The organism is Gardnerella sp. DNF01189 (genome assembly GCF_049244195.1).
Taxonomy (GTDB): domain Bacteria; phylum Actinomycetota; class Actinomycetes; order Actinomycetales; family Bifidobacteriaceae; genus Bifidobacterium; species Bifidobacterium swidsinskii.
Genome location: NZ_CP058385.1, coordinates 563,698 through 584,857 on the forward strand (window position 1 = coordinate 563,698; position 21,160 = coordinate 584,857).

The 21,160-nt window shown below is 45.2% G+C and carries 12 protein-coding genes; all 12 read right to left on the reverse strand.

Annotated elements, in window-relative coordinates; all coding sequences use genetic code 11:
* Positions 1 to 595: 595 nt before the first annotated feature.
* The 12 genes from HXT41_RS02325 to HXT41_RS02380 all read right to left on the reverse strand — a co-directional run bounded on the left by HXT41_RS02325 (position 596) and on the right by HXT41_RS02380 (position 20,866).
* Positions 596 to 7,519 carry a peptidase gene (locus HXT41_RS02325; protein ID WP_416091162.1) on the reverse strand — a complete coding sequence of 2,308 codons (6,924 nt, stop codon included), beginning with the start codon at positions 7,517 to 7,519 and terminating at the stop codon, positions 596 to 598.
* Between the two features lie 874 nt (positions 7,520 to 8,393).
* The gene (metF, locus tag HXT41_RS02330) at positions 8,394 to 9,248 is read right to left on the reverse strand and encodes a methylenetetrahydrofolate reductase [NAD(P)H] (RefSeq protein WP_116994673.1); all 855 of its coding nucleotides are present in this window, start codon (positions 9,246 to 9,248) and stop codon (positions 8,394 to 8,396) included.
* 3 nt (positions 9,249 to 9,251) lie between these two features.
* Positions 9,252 to 11,606 (reverse strand): 5-methyltetrahydropteroyltriglutamate--homocysteine S-methyltransferase, encoded by a 2,355-nt coding sequence (metE, locus tag HXT41_RS02335; protein ID WP_116994672.1) that lies wholly within the window; start codon positions 11,604 to 11,606, stop codon positions 9,252 to 9,254.
* Positions 11,607 to 12,319: 713 nt separating this feature from the next.
* Positions 12,320 to 12,877 (reverse strand): SixA phosphatase family protein, encoded by a 558-nt coding sequence (locus HXT41_RS02340; protein ID WP_004108244.1) that lies wholly within the window; start codon positions 12,875 to 12,877, stop codon positions 12,320 to 12,322.
* 9 nt (positions 12,878 to 12,886) lie between these two features.
* A complete protein-coding gene (locus tag HXT41_RS02345; RefSeq protein WP_076002925.1) occupies positions 12,887 to 14,023 on the reverse strand; it encodes a tRNA (adenine-N1)-methyltransferase in 1,137 nt (378 codons plus the stop codon).
* A gap of 60 nt (positions 14,024 to 14,083) precedes the next feature.
* Positions 14,084 to 15,127 (reverse strand): tRNA (adenosine(37)-N6)-threonylcarbamoyltransferase complex transferase subunit TsaD, encoded by a 1,044-nt coding sequence (gene tsaD, locus HXT41_RS02350; protein WP_076002926.1) that lies wholly within the window; start codon positions 15,125 to 15,127, stop codon positions 14,084 to 14,086.
* 21 nt (positions 15,128 to 15,148) lie between these two features.
* On the reverse strand, positions 15,149 to 15,679 hold the full coding sequence (rimI, locus tag HXT41_RS02355) for a ribosomal protein S18-alanine N-acetyltransferase (protein WP_012914280.1): 531 nt from the start codon (positions 15,677 to 15,679) through the stop codon (positions 15,149 to 15,151).
* Between the two features lie 25 nt (positions 15,680 to 15,704).
* Positions 15,705 to 16,532 (reverse strand): tRNA (adenosine(37)-N6)-threonylcarbamoyltransferase complex dimerization subunit type 1 TsaB, encoded by an 828-nt coding sequence (gene tsaB, locus HXT41_RS02360; protein ID WP_012914281.1) that lies wholly within the window; start codon positions 16,530 to 16,532, stop codon positions 15,705 to 15,707.
* 113 nt (positions 16,533 to 16,645) lie between these two features.
* A complete protein-coding gene (gene tsaE, locus HXT41_RS02365) occupies positions 16,646 to 17,218 on the reverse strand; it encodes a tRNA (adenosine(37)-N6)-threonylcarbamoyltransferase complex ATPase subunit type 1 TsaE (RefSeq protein WP_012914282.1) in 573 nt (190 codons plus the stop codon).
* A 71-nt stretch (positions 17,219 to 17,289) separates the two neighbouring features.
* The gene (gene holA, locus HXT41_RS02370; RefSeq protein WP_116994669.1) at positions 17,290 to 18,297 is read right to left on the reverse strand and encodes a DNA polymerase III subunit delta; all 1,008 of its coding nucleotides are present in this window, start codon (positions 18,295 to 18,297) and stop codon (positions 17,290 to 17,292) included.
* A 69-nt stretch (positions 18,298 to 18,366) separates the two neighbouring features.
* Positions 18,367 to 20,055 (reverse strand): ComEC/Rec2 family competence protein, encoded by a 1,689-nt coding sequence (locus HXT41_RS02375; RefSeq protein ID WP_421788782.1) that lies wholly within the window; start codon positions 20,053 to 20,055, stop codon positions 18,367 to 18,369.
* Between the two features lie 7 nt (positions 20,056 to 20,062).
* Entirely contained in the window at positions 20,063 to 20,866 is an 804-nt protein-coding gene (locus tag HXT41_RS02380) for a ComEA family DNA-binding protein (RefSeq protein ID WP_102155081.1), read from the reverse strand.
* Between the last annotated feature and the right edge of the window lie 294 nt (positions 20,867 to 21,160).

A 21,160-nucleotide genomic window follows, 5' to 3' on the forward strand; every position in this document is an offset into this window, starting at 1 on the left:
ACAAGGCTGCGAAACTACCTGCTTTCGCGCTCATAGCGTGGCGAGTTTTAGGCATCATTCTTAACGTGGCGCAAGTTTTGGGGGATTTCTCTCCTCGCACGTCCCGTCCTTCAGTCGCTTTGGCTGTTAAAGACTCTCATGCATACTTTGTTCTCTACGAACGTTGCTCCATCAGTCCTCTTTTAGTGCTCGTAAAGAAATCCCCCAAACTCTGCGTGCTAATTCGTTAATAACCGTGTCTATCGCAGAGATTTTTCGATTTTTCTTCTTCGCTTGGCGAATCAGCAGCCTGCGGCTCTGCGCGACGACCTGCCGAAGCGCTTAAAGCGTAGCGCGCGAAGGTAACTCGGAGCGGAAACTCGCTTAAGTTGGAAGTCCAGTGGACTTCCAACGCGAGTTTCGTAGCAAGCGCGTTACCCGCGCGAGCATGTCTTCGCTCAGCACGGACGCTAATGTTCTTTAAGCAACAAATAGTCACCGTTTGCAAAGCACTGGCGCAAAGCTACAGGAACAGCATGTGCAGCGGCAGCGGATGAAAAAATCCCTCGCGGATTATCGGAAGATAACCTGCGAGGGATTTTAGTTACGCGATAGACTACTCGTTAGAGTGCTTACGACGGCGAGAAGCTACGCCAGCAGCACCAAGACCGGAGAAGATTGCAGCAAGACTTGCAAACAAGCCAGTTGCAGCACCCGTCTTAGCAAGACCACCAGCATTACCGGAAGCATTACGCAACGCAGCCTTAGCAGCCTTAAGATTCCTCAAAGCGGCATCAACCTGAGCCTGAGTAGCATTCTTATCAGCAAGCACACGCTTAGCCTCAGCCAAAGCCTTCACGTAAGCTCTAGCAGCAGCAGTATTCGCCTTAGACGCAGCAGAAGAATCTGCTTCAGAATTATTAACCTCGACTCGCAAAGCAGTCTTATCAACCGAAGCACTCTGAGAATCACTAGCATCAGCATCATAGCCGCTACCGCTTCCAACACCACTGCCTATGCCAAACGGGTGATTAATCTTATACTTAGCCGCCTGAAGCTTCTTCAAAGCCGCGTCAACCTCAGCCTGAGTAGCATTCGGATCCTTAAGCACACTGTTAGCCTCAGCCAAAGCCTTGTTATAGGCGTCAATATCCTCAGTCATTCCAATCATAAAGAATACAGAATCACGGAACTTAGCATCAGCATCTGCTTCTGTTTTCAGCTTGGAAGGATCAGTCTTGTAATCATCGGCAATCTTCTTCTTGGCGGCTTGGAGATCCTTCAGAGCATCGTCAAGTTGCTTTTGAGTTGGGACTTTAGTACCATCTGGAAGATCAGTCTTTGGCTTTCCAGTAGTGCGATCAAACTTATCAAGAAGATCCTTGGCAGCCTTGAGCTTCTTGTTATAGTCGTCAAGAGCTTTCTTAGCAGCGTCATCACCCTTAGCAGTCGCATTCTTGAACTCTGGAGTATTCTCGAACACGTCGGTTCTGGTGTCAGTATCTCCGCCCTTCGACTTATCAACTTCTTCTTGCAAGTCATGCGGACTGGTGACGTAGTTCTTAGTAATCTTATCTTTAATTTCCTTCAGATTCTTAAGAGCCTCGTCAACTTCTTGCTGAGTTGGGAGTTGCTTTCCAGCTGGAATGTTGGCTTTTGGATTGCCACTCTCGTCGAATAGATCAAGAAGTTCATTGGCTTTCGCTAAAGCGTCATTGTACGCTTGTATGTCTGCGTTATCCTTGCTGTCAGCACCCTTCTTGGCAAGAGCATTCTGATACTCGGTAGACTTTTCGAACTTCTCGGTGTCTGGCTTAGCTCCGCCGTCGTCCTTAAGCTCTTTCGTTTCTTTCTTAAGAGCGTCGACTTTGGTCTTGAAGTTGTCGTCGATATCCTTCTTGGCCTTCTTCAAAGCCGCAAGAGCATCATCAACCTGCTTCTGAGTTGGACGATCTTCTGGCTTTGCGTTTGGATCAGGATTCTTGACCTTTTCAATAAGCTCGTTTGCTTTAGCAAGCTTCTCGGCATAAGCTTTAAGCTTTTCCGTTGCAGTAGCGTCACCAGCGTTCTTCTTTTCAAGCGCGTTCTTGTACTCAACCGACGCCTCGAACGGAGGTGTTACAGGTTGACCCTGTGCGTCCTTATCGCCGACTTCGTTTTCAAGAAGCTTTGCATCAGTCTTGTAGTTGTTAGCAATCTTGTCTTGAGCTGCTTGCAGTTTCTTTAGCAAGTTGTTTACAGACTTCTGAGTTGCTGTCTTCTTCCAGTTATCATCATTAAGCTTCTGCTTGATTTGATTGAGAACATTCTCGAAGCCAGTGTCTTTGCCAGTTTCACCCAAGTCATTTGTAGCACCTGGATCACCAGCAGTCTTCTTAGCAAGAGCATTTTGATACTCAGGCGTCTTCTTGAAGCCATCATCTGCAAAGTCTTTGGCAGAAGTCAACGCTTCAAAATTCGTCTTGTAGTTGTCAGTAATTTGCTTCTTAGCTGCAGTAAGAGCATCGAACGCATCGTTAATCTGCTGTTGCGTTGGACGTTCGCTGTTCTTCTTGTTTGTATCCTTTGCATCACTTACTAACTTGCGAGCATTTGCAAGAGCATTCTTGTAAGCAGTAACGTCTGCATTTTCATTACCATCGCTTGTCTTAGCTTGAGCATTCTTGAACTCTGGAGTAGCTTCAAAGTCGCCTTCAGTAACAGCAGGAGCATGTTCAGCAGTAGACTTGTTAATTTCTGTCTCAAGACCAGTAGTAACAGTCTTATAGTTATCCTCAAGCTTCTTGCGAGCTTCGTCAAGAGTCTTCAGCGCCTCGTCGATTTCTTTTTGAGTTGGCTTTGCGTCTTGCGGCGTATCTTTATCATCATGCTTCTTCAAAAGCTCTTGAGCTTTTGTCAAAGCTTCATCATACGCCTTCTTGTCTGCGGCGGCCTTGTTGTTCTTATCATCATCAGGAACAAGCTTGCCATCCTGCTCCTTCATGAAGTGAGGATCAGACGCATTGCGATACGCATCAGAGGTAAGCGTTCCTTCTTCTGGAGCAGGAACGTCTGCCTTGGTACCATGCTTCTTTACGCTCGCTTTGAGCTTGGCGACGTCGGTGTTGTACTTGTCAAGCTCGGCGCGAGCCTTGTCAAGAGCAGCCTTGGCGTCGTTAATTTCCTTTTGCGTAGCATCAGGCTTCTTGATGAGCAAGTCTTTGGCTTCGTTGAGTGCTTTGCCGTAGGCATCTGCTGCCGCTTTAGCAGCAGCGTTCTTGGCATCATCCGGTCCCGAGCCATCAGGCTTTTGGAAGCTTGGCTGCGACGCGTTCTTAAACGCAGGGCTTGGATGAGTGGTTGCGTCCTCGTTAATCGACTTAATCAGCTCGTCGGTCTTAGTCGCAAACTTATCCAGTGCCTTCGCTGCTTCGTTCATTTCCTTAAGGATTGTGTCAACATCCCTGTTCAGCGGCTCACCGTTCTTGTGCGCTTGAATGTCTTTCAGGTAGTCCTTATCGTTAGGGTCGCCATCTTCCTTTGGGATAATGTTATCAGGAATATCATGACCATTTGCTTGATCCTTCGGAAGCGTGTTAGTAAGCGCAGCTGTTAGTTTCGCTGCTGCCTTTTCATACGCTTCCTTAGCCTTTTTAGCAGCTTCTACCTTAGCTTTTTCTTCTTCACTAGGATTTTGCTTTTCGGCAAGTTCTTTCAAATTCGCGTAGGCTGGGCTGTGTTGTATTGCAAAGTCATTAAGCGCAGCAGCCGAAAGTCTGCTGGTGTCGGTTGCGTAGGTGTCAATAATCTTGCGAGCAGCGATTAGCTGCTCTTTAACCGCATCAACCTTTTTCTGATCTACGGTGCTCCCAGGCTTATTTAATTCATCCATCAAGTCTTTTGCAGCGTGATAAGCGTCGTTATAGGCTTTGAAGTCCTTAGCAGCCTGAGAATCTTTGCCCTCAGCTTGTGCCTTATCAAAGGCATTGAAGTAGGCCGGCATCAAATAACCGCTGAAGTTGTCCGCAATAGCTTCCGCTAAATCAGTTGCTTTTGTCTGATAAGTTTCAGCATAAAGTACCTTTTCAGCATCTTCGAGTGCTTTCTTGGCATCCTCAACGTCTTTCTTGGTGGCCTTGTCGTCAGCAAGAACCTGCTTAGCTTTTGCAAGTGCGTCATCGTAATTCTTAACGGCTTGCTGAGCAGCAGTATCGCCAGTCTTATTCTTGGCGTTCGTGTAGAACACGCTATGCTTGTTAGGATCTTTATCTAAGCTCTTTTGCACCGCAGCGGCAAGAGGAGCCTTGTCGGTTGCGTTGGCATCAAGTGCTGCCTTAGCTTTCTTAAGATCATCAATAGCCTTGTTTACTTCTTTTTGAGAAGCGTTTGGATCCTTGAAGACCTCATCAGCCTTCTTAACAGCGTCGTCGTACGCCTTGCGCTGTTCAGGAGTCGAGTTCTGGTAAGTTGGATCGGCATTTGTCAGCGTTTGATTGCCTTGATTATCCCTACCCGTGTTTACCTTGCCGTCCTTAGCGATGGCATTATTCAACTCATCCTTGTTGGTGGTAAAGTCGTTAAGCTTTTCGCGCGCAGCATCAAGCTTAGCCTTAGCGTCGTCAACAGCCTTCTGCGTGGCGTTCTTGTCTTCCTTTACCTTATTAGCTTCCTCAAGAGCCTTGTCGTAATCTGTCTTTGCCTTCTTAGCAGCTTCGTTTCTGTCCTTATCATCAGAACCGTCTGCCTTCTTGAAGTCAGGGTCGCTTACGTTCTTGAACTGGTTTGTTGCTTGCGTGCCAGTTGCGGCGGTAGTGCCTTCTGCAGCCTTACCATTAGCATCAATCGAGTCGTTCAGCTTATCCTTGTTGGTGTCAGCACCATCAAGCTCGGCGCGTGCCTTATTAAGGTTAATCGTAGCGTTATCGATTTGCGCCTTCTGCTCTTCGGTAAGGTCTTTTTCTTGCTTGTCCTTAACAGTTGCAAGCAAGTCTGTTGCAGTCTTTAATGCCTTTTCATACGCATCTTTCTTATCAGCAGACGCGTTGTAATACTTCGACTGTGTTGGAACATCCTTGCCCTCAACGTTTTCGGTCTTGTGCTCGCCAATCGAATCCGAAAGGTCTTTCGTCTTATGATTCGTCTGCGGCACAAAGATAACGTTAATTGCCTTTGCTGTATTGCCTGGATTGCGGCCTTGCTCCAGATAAACATGCTTATAGTATGTCATTGCATACGGCTCAACAAACAGACGCGCCTTGAAAATCTTGCCCTTTTTAGCAGCCACCGTTACAGAGCCAGCCTCTGTATCCCATGAATACGAACCAGCATCTGATAAATTATCACCGAGGTCTACGTCAGAATTAGAAACTTTCTGATTCCCAGACCAATAAGCGCCACCCATATTGCCAAGCGTAAGCTCGCCCGTTGGCTCTTCATTTTGCAACGCATAGTTCATGTGCGACTTGCGCGAATGATTACTTGTACCTTCATAGGCAAGCGTCTCGCCGCCTGTAAGGTCGCGCAAACCAGACTTTGGATCCTTTGGTTTAGCTTTCAGCAAACCAAGAATCTTTGTTGTATCAAATTCTTCTGCTTTAGTTGGATCGTAACGGTAGATAATAGTGGTTTTCTGATCATTACTCCAAGAAATACCTTCGTCGGTTTCGCGACCATCAATCTTGGTTTTAGTCCAAGTAACGTCGTAATCCGTACGAATATTTGGAAGCTTTGTAAGCTTATTAGCCTTTATATCAGACGTAAACTCGGCAACTGACTTGTCAGTCTTGATCTTAACGGTAATCTTGTTTTCCGCCTGACCATTAGAGATACCCTTATTAGCATCACCAGATGCAGTAAGATCGCCAGTAAGGTACGAAAGCGAAATCTGATCTGTGCTGGTAAGACCAAGCTCTTTATTGCCTTTATTAGCTTCAAAAATAGCTGTTTTAATTCGGTCAAGTTCGGCATTGGAGTAGCCAAGTGGATTAGCAACAAAGACTGCCTTATCGCCAGTTGGAACAGTAACATCCTTTTCTTCAAGCTTCTTCAACACAAGGTCACTGAGTGCAATCTTAGGAGCGTCCTTAGCATCCACGCCAGCAAAGTTGATAGTGACTTCACCCTGGTCGTTAATGGTCACCTGATCTTGGCTTACGTGATTAAGGTGCGCAAGCTTGCGTTTAATTTCGGTTTTTACATCATCGGAAACCTTGGACAGGTCGTCCACAATCGGCTTTTCGATACGCGTATCGTAGCGCGCAACAGTAAGTGGAATAGCTTGCGACTTAAAGCCCAAATCCGTAACCATATAGGTGTTAAGCGTATTCGCGCCAGCTACGTAAGTCTTATCCGTTGCGCCTTGAGCTGAGGTTTCCTTATTAATAGCCTCAAATGCAGTCTTGTCGTAAGCACCATCAGCTTTTACGTTAATATTTTCTGTAAATTTATCAGAAAGCTGATTATTTACAGACTTCTTATCACTACGCGCTGTCTCAATATTGCCAGCGGCAGTAATTGCTGATTGAACCTTTTCAGGAGTAAGCTGCTCGTTATACTTAAGCACCACAGAGCCGGAAGTTTTTGGCGGCACAAGCGTTACAGCACGGAATACGTTTGTTTTATAAGCAACAGTTTCGTTATTATCTTTAGTTACGTACACGAAAATAGAGCGACTGGCTGTATACTTCTCAGCGCCTCCATTAAGGTTACCATCCCTAAAAAGAGTTGTCATCTTAAGGTCAGCAGAACCATCATTATTCGCAGTAAACTCATATTCGCCAGAATAAGCTTGGTGTTTACCTGAATTTTTCGAGTAAAAATCAATACCTCTCTCACTTTTCTCATTATTGAAACCATTCGTCTTAGCAGGGAAAATAGCGATACTGGTAATATTGCCATCTTTTGGCTTTGCAAAATGGAAAGTAATAGTATGCTTTTCACCATCTACGCTGTATGTATTGTCTGAGCTTCCCCAGCCATACACGTTCGGCATAGTGTCAGCGTTATTCTCGTCAATATCAATCTTGGTATTAGAGGTATCCGTTGTGTCTGGATTAATTTTATTAGGATCTTGACCTGCTGAACCATCAGAAGCGCGATCTTGATTTTCAGTTGCAGTCTCGTCGGTTGGCTGAGCATCAGGCAACGAGCGCTTACCACGAATCTTTACAACAGTCGATTTATTTTCAGTACCATCAGTATTTACAGTATTCTCGGATTTCTGCTCAGCCTGCTTATTGGTATTCTCAGCCTTATACCCAGCCTCTTTATTAGCTTCAGTCTGATTCTTATCGCCAGCTTCAGCCTTCTTACCAGTCCCAGCATTCTCACCAGCAGTCACAGGCGTCTGAGCTACATCCGGCTTAGTATCAGGAGTACCACTCACCTCCGCCGCCATTGCCGGAGTTGCACCAAAAGCGAACGACGCACCAGCTAACACGCCTGCAGCGCCAACCGTAAACGCCGCCACCTTGCGAGCATCCACAGCCTTCGCAATCGCGTTACTTACTGCAGCATCCAATGTAACCTTGCGTGCGTGCTTTCCGGAATTTGAATTTATCATAATGATATCTCCTTAATATCGATTCTCTCTGAATAAGTCTTTATGAATTTATTAGTGAAGAGCTTTATGTAGTAATCAAACGCTGATTGAACTACAATCAGATACATATAAAACTTCCACTCAGCTTTCAAAAGCACGAATCCCTTGTTGAGATTTATGTTCAATAATACCTAATATATGAATATTTTGCAATGTATCTGTTATGATGCATAGCCTACTAACCCCCCCCCCGCGAGACTTTATTTCAACGTTTTCGGCAGGTTTTTGCAATCAAAATTAATATAGTAAATGTAAGCTAGATTACAGTTTTAATGGCGATTCTAAACACATGTTTAGAATAAATTGCATTTATTTTGTGCATATATACATAGATATACATTTATATACACTCACACACTCTATGTTAAATTTCAATACTCACTGCCCTTCAGTCGTGTGGATATTAGTGTGGTAGAGATTTGAGATTTTTCGCACTGAGCGAGGACGCATGCACGTTTATGAAGTTTTGCAGTTGCGCTCTGCGCAGACGCTGATTCCTGTTGATTAGTGAACACTAACATCCGTGCTACTGCATGTGCCACTCCAAGCACTCTTCCCACCACAACAAAAAACAATTGTGAGTGAATTATAACGTGTGAGTGATAGGAATTGCTTGGTCGAGCAATATAAAAGCGGAACGATAGTAATAATATTATTGACGAATACTATTTTTGCAGAAAAAGTAAGTAAAAAAACTAAACTTAACTACACAACCGCTAAGTCCAAATAAGGTATAAGAGCGTAGCGCTGCGAGACAAGTAATTCCTATCACTCACCTTTGCATAAAATAAAACCGCAAATAAAGAAATCCCCCAAAACTCGCAAACGCTACCACCTACCCAATCTTCGTAAACAGCGGCTTCACATTCGCCCAAATCCTGCGCGCAATGCCCGGGTGATTCATGGTATACAAGTGAATGCCATCCACACCTTCAGCAATTAAATCGTTAATCTGCTGAGAAGCAAAAATACTGCCAGCATCGCGCAAACAATCAGCATTACTCCCCCAACGATCCATCATTGCGGAAACTTGCGAAGTAATGCGAGACGCACACAAACTCGTCATGCGCTTAACTTGCGAAGCGTTCGCAACAGGCATCACGCCAGCTTCAATTGGCACATTAATACCAGCGGCACGCGCCAAATCACGGAAACGCAAAAAATCCTCGTTATCGTAAAAAAGTTGCGAAATTAAATGCGTAACACCCGCATCAACCTTGCGCTTCAAATTATCAATATCCGCTTGCAAACTTTCCGCTTCCGGATGCTTCTCCGGGTAGCAAGCACCCAAAATCGGCAAATCCGGGTGCTTTGAACGAATATAATAAACCAAGTCACTAGCGTGCTCAAAAACGCCTGCCGATTCCTGGCCAGCAATCACATCGCCGCGCAAAGCCAAAACACCGGAAACACCAGCATTATCAAACATTTCCAAAGCTTCATCAACAGCATCATAATCAAGGTATCGAGCAGTCAAATGAGCAACCGCGTCAATACCATATTCGGAGCGAATCGTATGAGCAATACGCGCAGTAGCAGTACGATCCTGCAGCTTTCCAGTGCCGTAAGTAACCGAAATAAAATCCGGGTCAAGGCCTTTCAACCCATCCAAAGTATCATAAATCGTACCGATAGGAGATGTGCGCTTAGGTGGGAAAACTTCCAGCGAAAACTTTGGCTTATATGGCATAACTCACCCCTTGCACTGAGAATTGCACTGCTGATTGCTTAGCTTGTTAGCTTGCAATTGCGCACGAACCTCTTTAGCTGCAGCAACAAGATTCTCCAAGCTTGGCCAAGTTTCAGCGTCACCTCGAGTTTTAAGACCGCAATCCGGGTTAATCCACAGCTTCTCGGCAGGCATCTTGCGCAAAATCTCGTGAATACGCTCCACAAGCTCCGTCTTACTAGGCACGCGAGGAGAATGGATGTCGTAAACGCCAGGGCCAGCCTCAGTCTCAAAATGCGCGTCGTGAATAGCGTCAAGCACAACCAAGTCACCGCGAGAAGCCTCAAAAGAAATCACATCCGCATCCATAGCGTCAATGTCACGAATAATGTCATTAAACTCCGAATAGCACATATGCGTGTGAATTTGCGTAGTCGCAGCCACAGCAGAATGAACCAGGCGGAAAGCAGAAATCGCCCAATCCAAATACTTCTTATGCCAATCAGAACGACGAAGCGGCAACTTTTCACGCAAAGCAGCCTCATCAATCTGAATCACACGAATACCAGCTCGCTCCAAATCCAACACCTCATCGCGAATAGCAAGAGCCAACTGCTGAGTCTGCTGCTCGTGAGTAATATCCTCGCGAGGCCAAGACCAGTTAAGAATCGTCACCGGACCAGTAAGCATGCCCTTAACAATATGCTTCGTGCAGCTTTGAGCGTAAGCACTCCACTCCACAGTAATTGCAGACTCGCGAGAAACATCCGACCACACGATTGGAGGCTTCACGCAGCGAGTGCCATAAGACTGTACCCAAGCGTTCTTCGTAAACTTAAAGCCGCGCAAATGCTGGCCAAAATATTCAACCATGTCGTTTCGCTCAAACTCGCCGTGAACAAGTACATCCAAGCCAATTTGCTCCTGATGCTCAATGCACTGAGCAATGCGATTGCGCATAAACTCGTCGTAAGCTTCGCGAGTAATTTCACCCTTACGAAGATCAGCACGAGCGTTACGAATATCCTTAGTTTGTGGGAAGGATCCAATAGTTGTCGTTGGCAAATCCGGCAAGCCAAGCGATTCCTTTTGCAGACGCTGACGCTCCGCCCTCTTAGGCAATCGCACAAAATCAGAATCTTTAAGATTCGCAAGACGATTAGCAACAGCAACATCCGCTTTCACGCGTGAACCGTCAAACAAAGCCTGATTTTTAGCCAAAACGTTACTAGATTTGCGGCTTTCGTCGCCTTCTGCAGAAAGATTGGCAATATCGCGAATCTCTTGCAACTTTTCAACAGCAAAAGCAAAATGTTGCAACACATCCGCACCCAAAGCATCCTCACCAACAGTGCTAAAAGGCACGTGAAGAAGCGAGCAAGCAGTAGAAACAGCTACGCGATCCGTAATATTCTCGCGCAAAGCGTCAACCAAACCAAGGCTTACAGCATAATCGTTGCGCCAAATATTACGGCCGTTCACAACGCCTGCAAAAAGCGTAGTTTTTTCGTTCACACCATAATGCTCAATGGCTGCAAGATTTTCTTCCTTGCCTTCCACTAAATCAACGCCAACGCCGTCAAAACCAAGATTATTCACAGTTTCGTAAGCGTCAGCAATATTGCCAAAATACGTGTTAAGAAGAAGCTTAACTTCCGCACTCCTGACTTCAAGCAAAGGCTTATACAAAGCTTCAAAAAGCTCCAAATCGCCTTGCTCTTTATCCAACGCCAAATAAGGCTCATCAAATTGCAACCAAGTTGCGTGAAGCTCGCCAAAACGCTTAACAATACTCGCATAAGCAAAAGCCAGAGCCGAAATCACAGACTCTGTTACTTCCAACTCCTGAGCTTCAGGAGTACGAGCCAACTTCAAAAAAGTGTACGGACCAATCAGCACAGGCTTCGTTTCCAAACCCTGCGCGCGCGCCTCCAAAAACTCGTCAAAAGGCTTAGTTCCAGCCAAATGCAAGCCTTCCGGATTCTCAACTTCCGGAACAATATAGTGGTAGTTCGTAGTAAACCACTTCTTCATTGGCAAAGCCGTCACATCTCCGCGCTCACCCTGGTAGCCGCGCGCGATGGCAAAAAGCGTATCCTCAGCATGCTCAAAATTCAATTTACGATAACGCTCAGGCACAGCACCAAGCAAAATAGCAGTATCGAGCATTTGGTCATAGTAGCTAAAATCATTACTTGGAATTAAATCAATCCCAGCTTCAGCTTGCAAACGCCAATGCTTAGCTCGCAAAGACTGAGCAACTTCACGCACTTCATCCAAAGAAGCATCCTGCTTCCAGTAACGTTCAATAATCTTCTTCAACTCACGATTAGCGCCAATACGTGGAAAACCGGAAACCGAAGTAAAAACCGTAGACATACATCCTCCAAAAAATTTCTTTGACTCGCTTTAGCCTAGCAAAGAAATGCTTGAATGCGGTCATTCAAGAACTTGGGGTGTCGTTATAAGATTAATTTATATGCTTAATTTCGTGCGCGTTTCTTTTCCTTGGCGAAATGTGAGCAATGGAAATTACCAGCGCGCCGAATTGATTAACGTGGCGCGAGTTTCGGGGGATTTCTTTCCTCGCACGTCCCGTCCTTCAGTCGCTTTGGTTGTTAAAGACTCTCATGTCTACTTCGTTCTCTACGAACGTTGCTCCATCAGTCCTCTTTTAGTGCTCGTAAAGAAATCCCCCAAACTCTGCATGCTAGCCTTTAATAACCGTGTCTATCGCAGAGATTTTTCGATTTTTCTTCTTCGCTTGGCGAATCAGCAGCCTGCGGCTCTGCGCGACGACCTGCCGAAGCGCTTAAAGCGTAGCGCGCGAAGGCAACTCGGAGCGGAAACTCGCTTAAGTTGGAAGTCCAATGGACTTCCAACGCGAGTTTCGTAGCAAGCGCGTTACCCGCGCGAGCGTCCGCGCTCAGTGCGAAAAATCTCAAATCTCTACCACACTGGTATTCGTGCAACTAAAGTCACGAAATTAAGCTACGGGTGGGTGCGCAGCGGGGGGATTATTTTTTGGCGTGGTGTGGGCGGCAGCACTGATGCTAGTGTGCCTTGAACAACAGAAATCAGCGCATTCTTAGCTAGGCAAAGGATTTGGGCGTAAGGATTGCGAGAGCAGTAGCACCGCGCAATCCGCAAGTCGCGAATGGACGATCAGACACAAGCACCACAACCGACGCATTAGCAAGCCCCAAACGCATCGCCCCAAGCACATCCGGATCCGAATCAGGCGAAGAAAGCCACTGCGCAGCCATCGACATCGTCGGCTCATGCCCAACAATCATCGTCGTATGAACATCGCCTCGAATCGCTTGCAACTCGTCCATAACAGATTGCATGCCGCCATCATAAAGACTTTTGCGCGACTCAACCACAGGAGAGTCGCCAAAACGCTTCAACATGCGTTTCAAAGTTTGCTCAGTGCGATTCGCACTAGAACACACAATATAATTCGGCACAAGCTTCAAAGATTCCAAGCCTTTTGCCATAATTTTCGCCTGCTTCAAGCCCTTATCAGTAAGACCACGACCCCAGTCGTCGCCCATTTCAGGAGCTTCAGCCTTCGCATGACGCATCAGCAACAAAACGTACTTACTATGATGTGCTTTCTTCATAAGCTTTTTCATTGGTGATGCCATAATGCTCTCCTACTTAGCTTGATTATGCGCTGATTGTTGTGCAGACTGCGAATCTTGCAAATCTTGCGACTGCGAATCTTCCGGCAATTGCGCAAGCTGCACGTCTAAATCACGTAAAACTTTACGCAATTTACGATCCGAAATATCGCGCAAAGACAAGTCTTCCAACTGTTCAGCGCGCTCTTCTGCTGTCATATCGTCAATATCGCTCACAGTATCTTTAGTACCGTGTTCACGCTTCTTCAAAGCACTAAAACCTTCAGCCATTGCGCGTGAAACAATCAAAAATCCAGTGTGACCAATCATCGCGTGATCCGGGCGCACAGCCAAACCTTGAGCTTTCCAAGTGCGCTCCAATGTTTCTTGAATTTCTGGCTCAGTCCACATGCCACTTTCTCGCAAAGCTTCAGCCATGCGAGACATTTGCGTAGTAGTCGTAACATACGCAATAAGCACGCCTCCAGGCACAATAACGCGATGTGCTTGTTCAAGGCGATTCCAAGGGTCAAGCATGTCTAGCATAATGCGATCCACGCTGTGCGCATCTAAGGTTTTTGCAACAGAATCAAAATCGCCAGTAAGCAAATTCCACCATTCTGGTCGCTTTCCGTAGTACAAAGTTGCGTTAGATTCAGCAATTCGTGCAAAATCCGGGCGAAGCTCAATCGTAGTAAGCTTTCCGCACTCCCCAACTGCGTCCAAAAGGCTTAAGCTCATCGCGCCAGAGCCTGCCCCCGACTCCAAAACGCGCATGCCAGAACGAATATCTCCTAAAGCGATTACTTGCGCAATATCTTTCGGATACATAATTTGCGCACCCCTAGGCATAGAAAGCACGTAGTCAACCATGCGCGGCCGCATAACTACATAATCCCAGCCACCAATAGCGCGCGCCGCCTTCCAAGGTTTGTTGGACGATTTAGAAGGATCAACAATAGTTTGTTGCGTTTCGCGCTTTGCGCTAACAGTAGTAATTACAACGCCTTCGCTTTGACCAATCACGTCGTCGTGACAAATAAGACCGTGCTCAGTTTGCGTAACCCCGCCTGCAACAAGCTGTGCAGTAATTCGCTTACCTTTACGATCGGTGAACTGAATCTTCTCACCTACTCGTAACACTCCACTACGCGAATTAACTGACTGCACAAAACACCTCACTTATTTTTAGAGCACGATTTCTTAGCGCGACTTTTATTATTTCTACTATTATAAGCTCACCGTCGTAAGCGGCATAGCAGAATCGATTGCAAAATCAGGAGCAGAAGGACGAACCCCTGCTTCTACCAAATTCACGCCTAGCATTGCAACCATCGCACCGTTATCCGTGCAAAGCTTAAGCTCTGGCAAACGCACTTCAATTCCATGCTCCTTGCCGCAAGCCAACAAATGCTCGCGAAGCTGCGAATTAGCGGAGAATCCGCCACCAATCATAAGCGTTTTAGAACCGTACTGCTCGCAGCCCATCATAGCTTTTCTAGAAAGCACTTCCGCCACAGAATTAGCCAAAGAAGCACACACGTCATCAACTGGAATTTCAAGACCCTGAGCTTCACGCGCTTCAACCCAACGAGCAACAGCAGTTTTTACACCCGAGAAGCTGAAATCGTACGGATGCTCTTTGCCGGAACGACCTTGCGTTAAACCTTGCGGAACTTTCAAAGTATTCGGATTTCCAAGCCTTCCATGCCTATCAATATGAGGACCACCCGGGTATGGGAATCCAAGCAATCGCGCAACCTTATCAAAGCACTCGCCGGCAGCATCGTCCAAAGTTGTGCCAACAACGTCAATACTTTTAGCAATATCGTTCACGTGAAGAAGCGAAGTGTGACCGCCGGAAACAATTAAAGCAAGTACATCTTCCGGCACATCGCCGAATTGCAATTGCGTTACTGCAATATGCCCAATTACATGATTAATACCATAAATCGGCTTATTTGCAGCCCAAGCTAATGCTTTAGCTCCCGAAACTCCCACAGCTAAGCAGCCAGCAAGACCAGGACCTGCGCTTACTGCAATCGCGTCAACATCGCTTAAATCCATGTTTGCGTCTGCTAAAGCTTTAGAAACAACCGGCACAAAAGCTTCAGCGTGCGCACGAGAAGCAATTTCTGGAATCACACCGCCGTAGCGCGCATGCTCTTGCATTGAAGATGCCACCACATTTGACACCAGCGTGCGTCCGCGCACAATAGCTGCGGCAGTTTCGTCACAAGTTGATTCAATTCCCAATACGATTGCTTCGCTCATTTTATTCCTCGTTATTCCTCGTTATTCCTCAGTTCCGTTATTTTTTGCGGTTAGATCAGCACACATTGTGTACGCATCCACACCTTCCGGCTGATAGTAACGTTTTCGCAAACCCATTTTCTTAAAACCAAAACGTTCATACAACGCGAGCGCAGGAACATTGTCAACTCGCACTTCTAGCAGCATGCGTTTAGCACCAATTTGTTTTGCAGTTTTAATCATTATCAACAAAAGCTTAGAGGCTATGCTTTTTCGTTGATATTGTTTTGCAACGCCAATTGTCATTATTTGCGCGTCATCGCCGTCAAACCAGTAGCCAGCATACCCGCATAATGTATGCGTATTTTCGTCGATTTGAGCGTAATACGCGCGCATAGGAGCTTGCAATTCTTGCGAAATCATGCTCTCATTCCATGAGCCTTTGCCAAACAAGTCAGCTTCAATAGGCGCTATTTTTTGCGCTAACTCATCGCAAGTAAAATCGCACTTTGGAACTATATTGCAATTCTCGGCTACTGCTGGAAATTGAGAACGCGTTATATCAACAATCATAATTACTCAAATCGTTAAAACGCTTCTATTTCTCTTTTGCCTTATTCGCTTCACCAGAGCCAAGCACATGCTTAAGCGGATTTGGCACAGACACGTCCGGACGGCGCAAATACAGCGGTTCAACAGCTTTTACGTGCTCATCTTTATTTGCACATTCCAAAGAGCATTGCTCGAAAATTTGCAAGCCTTGCACACCCAAGTCAAGCGCGCAAACTTCTGCAATAACGCCAACATGCGCAATATTTCGCCAGTCTTCAACGTATTTTTTAGCACCGTGTCCGAGCACATCCACGCAATAATTTTCGTTAGTTTGTCTTGCTAAATACTCGTTTACGCGAGATACAACATTTTGCGGATAGTCAATATCCATATCTATTAGCGCATTTCCTTCGTCGTCGTACAAGGACATGTACACTTGACGACGGCGTGCATCATTTAGTGAAAGCACGTAGTGACGAATATTAGAGTCGCAAGAATCAGCATCATTCGGAAGATTTAGTAGAAAACCCTTCTCTATACTGCCATTTTTGCGAGCTTCTTCGAACGCGCCAGAACGCATCATCAAACTTTGAGGAAGAAGACTATCACACCCCAAAATTTCAGCATTATTTGCAAACGCAATCGCTTTTGCTGCAACTAATCCTGCGCGAAGTCCTGTAAAAGGAGCAGGACCTACTCCCACAACCACGCGTTTAATATCGGAAGGCTTAAACCCAGCGTCCTCCACAACTTTTGCAATATTTACTTGTAAACGCTCCACGTGAGTGCGAGAGTCGGTTTCAACAATCGGCTCATGGTCCACAATTCCAACAGTAGAGCCAAATGATGTGTCAATAATCAGCGTATTACTCATGTTCATTCCTCGAAGTCACGTACCAGACTAGCTTACTCGCTTAGCACAACTTGCGTTATTTACTGCGTTATTTACTTATGTATTACTCGCGTATTACTCTGCCTATTTCTTAATTACAATTTTGCAAGTCGATTAAGCCAATCCTTGCCAGCAGCTTTCAAAGTTACGATTCGCTCGCCATCGCTAGTAAAATCGTCTACTTGCGAAGAGTCAATAGGTCTTGCAATATGAACTTCTAAGCGCTCAGCAGCAAGCACTCCTGCCATTTGCTCACCCCACTCCATAAGCACAACAGTGCCGTCTCCTGGCTCTTCCAAAGCTTCGTCAAGTCCCAAAGATTCAAGCTCGTCAAGCAAACGCGAAACAGTATCTTGCCCCGGAGCAAAATCTTCGCCACCCAAACGGTAAGCGTCAACGTGAATTAGCGTCGCCGGCTTACCATCCGCAAAAGTGCCATGCAATTCGCGCGCAATCGTAAAAGTTGGAGACACAATCGGCTCACTAATTGAAAGCCCTGCGCCAAAACCTTGAGCGAACGTTGTTTTACCAGCTCCAAGAGGGCCAGAAAGCAGCAAAACGTCGCCTTCTTTAACTAGCTTTGCAACAGCTTTACCAAGCTCGCGCATATCAGTATCCGTAGGCACAGTACAAACTTTTTGCTGTTCTGACACCGTTTCTTCTTTCATACTTAACACAATCTTTCTAATTTGCAGTTCTTAATTTACGTTTCTTATTCACGATTCTTAATTTACGCTTTCTAATTTCCTCGAGACGCAATGAGCATAATACATTTTTCAAGCGCATAATTCGCGTCACTAGATCCGCCTTTGCACTGCTCATCCGCCCAAGCTAAAGATTGCAAACATTGAGAAACACCTGCACTATTCCATCCAGCAAGCTGACGCATTGCCATTTTCAGAGCCCACGGGTTTACTTTCGCTTCAGCACTAGAAATCGTGCCGTTGCGAATTGCCATTGCGAGCGCAATTACGCGTACTTTTGCAGCCAAAGCACCTATTAATGCTATGGCGTCAACTCCTTGAGCAATTGCAGTTCTTGCTGCAAGCACAGCAGAACCTGCATGACCTGCAACAGCTTTATCTGCAACAAAAAAGCCGGTAACTTGCGGATCTGCAACCAAGTATCGATCGACAATATCAAGCGTTATTGGATTATCGTCATAGTCGAAGCATAATTGCGAGCATAATGCTGCAAGCTCTCCCGTTTTACTTCCCAAAACTGACACAAGACGTTGTGCTGCTTGAGGCTCAACGCTTCGATTGTGACGCTCAAATATGCTCATAACGAAGTTGAGCTTGGCATCGTCTTTTTTAAGATCCGGCACTGTAATTGTGTTTGCGCCAGCTTTCGTAAGGCGCGTAATAATAGACTTTCCTTTAAGCCCACCTTCGTGACGTGCAATAACCCAAGTTGCAGAAGAGTCTACAAAATTATTTTCGCTATTTTCACTATTTTGCGCTTGTTTGCAGAAATTTTCGATTGCTTCCACTAAAGACTCGTCTGCTTGTTGCAAATTATTTATTATTACAATCGTTCCGTCACCGAAAAGCGAAGGACCTACAGCTTCGTCAAATGCGTACTGATCCGCAGTTGACGCATCAAGTTCAATAATTTCAGCATCCGGAGCACTTTTTTGAACTTTTTCACGCACATTTCGAGCATTTAGCTCGTTTAAGTAAGCGTCACCTCCAACTACCAGCGTAACTGGCATAACGCGTTGCGCGCGCTTATTATTTGCTGCCATAATGCTCCTTAAACCAACCAACTCTTAACCATCATAATATTGCATTCGAATATGCGTGCGTGTTTAGTATTACTCGAAGATTTGCGCGGCTTCACTTATGGTTCGCTTTGCAGAAGATTCCCATAATTGCCCGATTATGCTCATACGCTGAACGCAAGCTCGATTGTGAAAGACACGAAAAGCAAGCATAAAAACAGCAAATATTGCAACTTCTACCCCTGCCATCATCCACGCTCCAGCAGCACCCTTCATCCAAGGAAACACACCAAAAGCTGCTTCGTCACACCAATACGCGCACTTTTCCATAAAGCTTGTTCCAATTGATGAAGCTTTCGCAAAAATAAGCGATAATCCATCGTTAAAGCTCGCACAAACTAGCGAAATTAAGCCGAACACTGTTGCCCAATCCATAAGAGGCGCAACTATTAAGTTAGCTGGCACAGACATAAAAGACACTTCCGGTTGCATAAGAATTTGCACTGGCATAGTCCAAAATTGTGCAGAAAGCGTTATAGCTAGCGCAGAAGCAACACAAGATGGCATATATTTTGCAAACGTTTTAGAAATCGGCACTCCCATAACAACAATTCCCAAAGTTGCTGCGGAAGAAAGAGCAAAAGCATAGTCCCAAGCGTATGAGGGATTTACCACAAGCACGCCTATAACAGTCCAACTTAAAGCACTAGCTGACTGGTATGGTCGTTTACAACACCATACAACAGCGGATATTATTCCCATAATTAACGCTCGAAGCACAGATGCAGAAGGGTAAACTATTGCAGCCAAAGCAATTTGCAACGTAATTTGTATTAAAGATGTAGACCAACGAGGCAACAGTAATCGTGCGCAAAACTTGCGAATAATCATACTAAGTAGCAAAAAGTGCCCACCTGAAACTGCCATAACATGCATGATTCCAGCATGTTGAAAATGTTGACGCGTCATATTCGCATAAGTTTCGTCGACCGGCTCAAGTGAACTTGCATCCTCTACTGGCACATATTCTTGTCCAAGCATGCCAACAGTTACTCCAGGAACCAACATTCTGCCTTGCATATCGAGCTTATTTGTTACGTCATAAAACGATTTCCACAAATTACTAACAGCTTTATGCCAAAAGTCTGAGTCTTGTACAACATGCAAGTTTCGTTGAGTTTTTTCTACATGCAATTCAGGCTTACTACTATCAAATCTCGAAGCTTTCACGCTAACAGGAACGCTTAGGCTCGAACCATAGCTAAGTTGCTTGCATATTGGCGAATACGCATACAGTCGCGCTTGAACGTAACTTTTTTGCGCATCAAACTTATGCACTTGAACATTAGCTTGGCAATCTCCTTTAAAACTTCTAGACGAGCGCACAGGAGCAACTACTGTAAATTCTGCAAATCGCGCGCGCTCGGCATTATTTCCTTGAAAATACAGTGCTTTAGTAGGATTATTGCCGCGTATTTCTCGCATAATAACGTCACCAGATATCACATATTGAGTTATGTACGAAAGCATGCACGCAGCTACAAAAACGTTTATTATTACTAAAACTGTTCTGCGCCATATAAAAAACTTAAATTTTTTGCAAAATATAAAAATCGAAACTATAGTTGCATTGAATAAAACTATTGAAATGCAATAAATTATAGTAAAATTGCATAAGAATTTTCCAATTAAGCACCCAGCCCAGCACGCTGCAGCAACAGGAATCATACGAAAGTCACGACTTCCAGAAACGTTTTCTACTTTTTCTACGTTTTCTCGCATAATTCACCTATTTGACGTCAACATTCCCACGGAATTTATTCAAGGTTTTAGGTCCAATTCCTTTAATTTGCATCAAATCTTCTAAACTGCGAAAATAACCAACTCTTTTACGCTGAGCAATAATGCGCGCAGCAGTTTTGGGGCCGATTCCTTTTAAGGTTTGTAGTTGATCAAGCGTTGCAGTGTTTATATTGATTCTGCCAGTGTTACTTTGATGAGAAGCAGTATTCTCGTTGCTTTTGTCGCTTTTGTTATTACTGTCGCTTTTGTCGTTACTGTCACCTTTACTTCCTCTGTTGCCTTTACTGCCGCCGTTGCCTTTGCTTACGTCATCTCCGTCACTTCCGTCACCTCCGCTGTTTTCGTCGCTTTCATTACTTACGCTTTTTTCTTCATCATCATTTTTATTCTTATCTTTTACATTATTAAAAGAATACTTTTCGCGACTAGTATCGTCGTTTTCTATTGCAAACGCGCCTGCTTTTTCGTTCTGAACTCGTTGATATGTTAAGGATTGAGAAATGAGCATTGTCAGGCTTGCACAAAGAGCTGCAACTAGTATCAGCATTAAAGCAAGCGTATGTACAGGCTTCATGTGAAATCTAGGAGAAGTTTTGCTACTTATAATTTCTTCATCAAAAGAATTACAAGCTTTTTCGCAATAGTCGTCACTAAAATTTTTACCAAAATTGCTGTTAGAAAATTCTTCTAAAGACGTTGCAATTCGTCTCCGAGGCAAATCAGACGCAGGCTTATTAAACCTAAAATTATGCGCATAATTCTGCCCAAAATTCTGCCCAAAGTCTTCCATAAATCCCCCAACTCTTAAAGTTCTTAACTTAACTATTGGGCAACTTACTAACACTTCGCAACAAAAATACGCGCCTGTGGTTAAAACCTTTAACAGCCAAAGCGACTGAAGGAACGCTCGCGCGGTTAACGCGCTCGCTACGAAACTCGCGTTGGAAGTCCACTGGACTTCCAACTTAAGCGAGTTTCCGCATTGAAATGCCTACGCGCGCTACGCTTTGAGCGCTCCGGCAAGTCAATGCGCAGCTTAATTAAGCGACTTTAGTTGCACTTAGTAAAACCACGCACTTTACGT

What these genes read in the sequence shown, in the direction of transcription:
- HXT41_RS02325 (WP_416091162.1), bottom strand. Translation starts at nt 7,519, where the DNA reads ATGATAAATTCAAATTCCGGAAAGCACGCACGCAAGGTTACATTGGAT.
- metF (WP_116994673.1), bottom strand. Translation starts at nt 9,248, where the DNA reads ATGCCATATAAGCCAAAGTTTTCGCTGGAAGTTTTCCCACCTAAGCGC.
- metE (WP_116994672.1), bottom strand. Translation starts at nt 11,606, where the DNA reads ATGTCTACGGTTTTTACTTCGGTTTCCGGTTTTCCACGTATTGGCGCT.
- HXT41_RS02340 (WP_004108244.1), bottom strand. Translation starts at nt 12,877, where the DNA reads ATGGCATCACCAATGAAAAAGCTTATGAAGAAAGCACATCATAGTAAG.
- tsaD (WP_076002926.1), bottom strand. Translation starts at nt 15,127, where the DNA reads ATGAGCGAAGCAATCGTATTGGGAATTGAATCAACTTGTGACGAAACT.
- rimI (WP_012914280.1), bottom strand. Translation starts at nt 15,679, where the DNA reads ATGATTGTTGATATAACGCGTTCTCAATTTCCAGCAGTAGCCGAGAAT.
- tsaB (WP_012914281.1), bottom strand. Translation starts at nt 16,532, where the DNA reads ATGAGTAATACGCTGATTATTGACACATCATTTGGCTCTACTGTTGGA.
- tsaE (WP_012914282.1), bottom strand. Translation starts at nt 17,218, where the DNA reads ATGAAAGAAGAAACGGTGTCAGAACAGCAAAAAGTTTGTACTGTGCCT.
- holA (WP_116994669.1), bottom strand. Translation starts at nt 18,297, where the DNA reads ATGGCAGCAAATAATAAGCGCGCGCAACGCGTTATGCCAGTTACGCTG.
- HXT41_RS02375 (WP_421788782.1), bottom strand. Translation starts at nt 20,055, where the DNA reads ATGCGAGAAAACGTAGAAAAAGTAGAAAACGTTTCTGGAAGTCGTGAC.
- HXT41_RS02380 (WP_102155081.1), bottom strand. Translation starts at nt 20,866, where the DNA reads ATGGAAGACTTTGGGCAGAATTTTGGGCAGAATTATGCGCATAATTTT.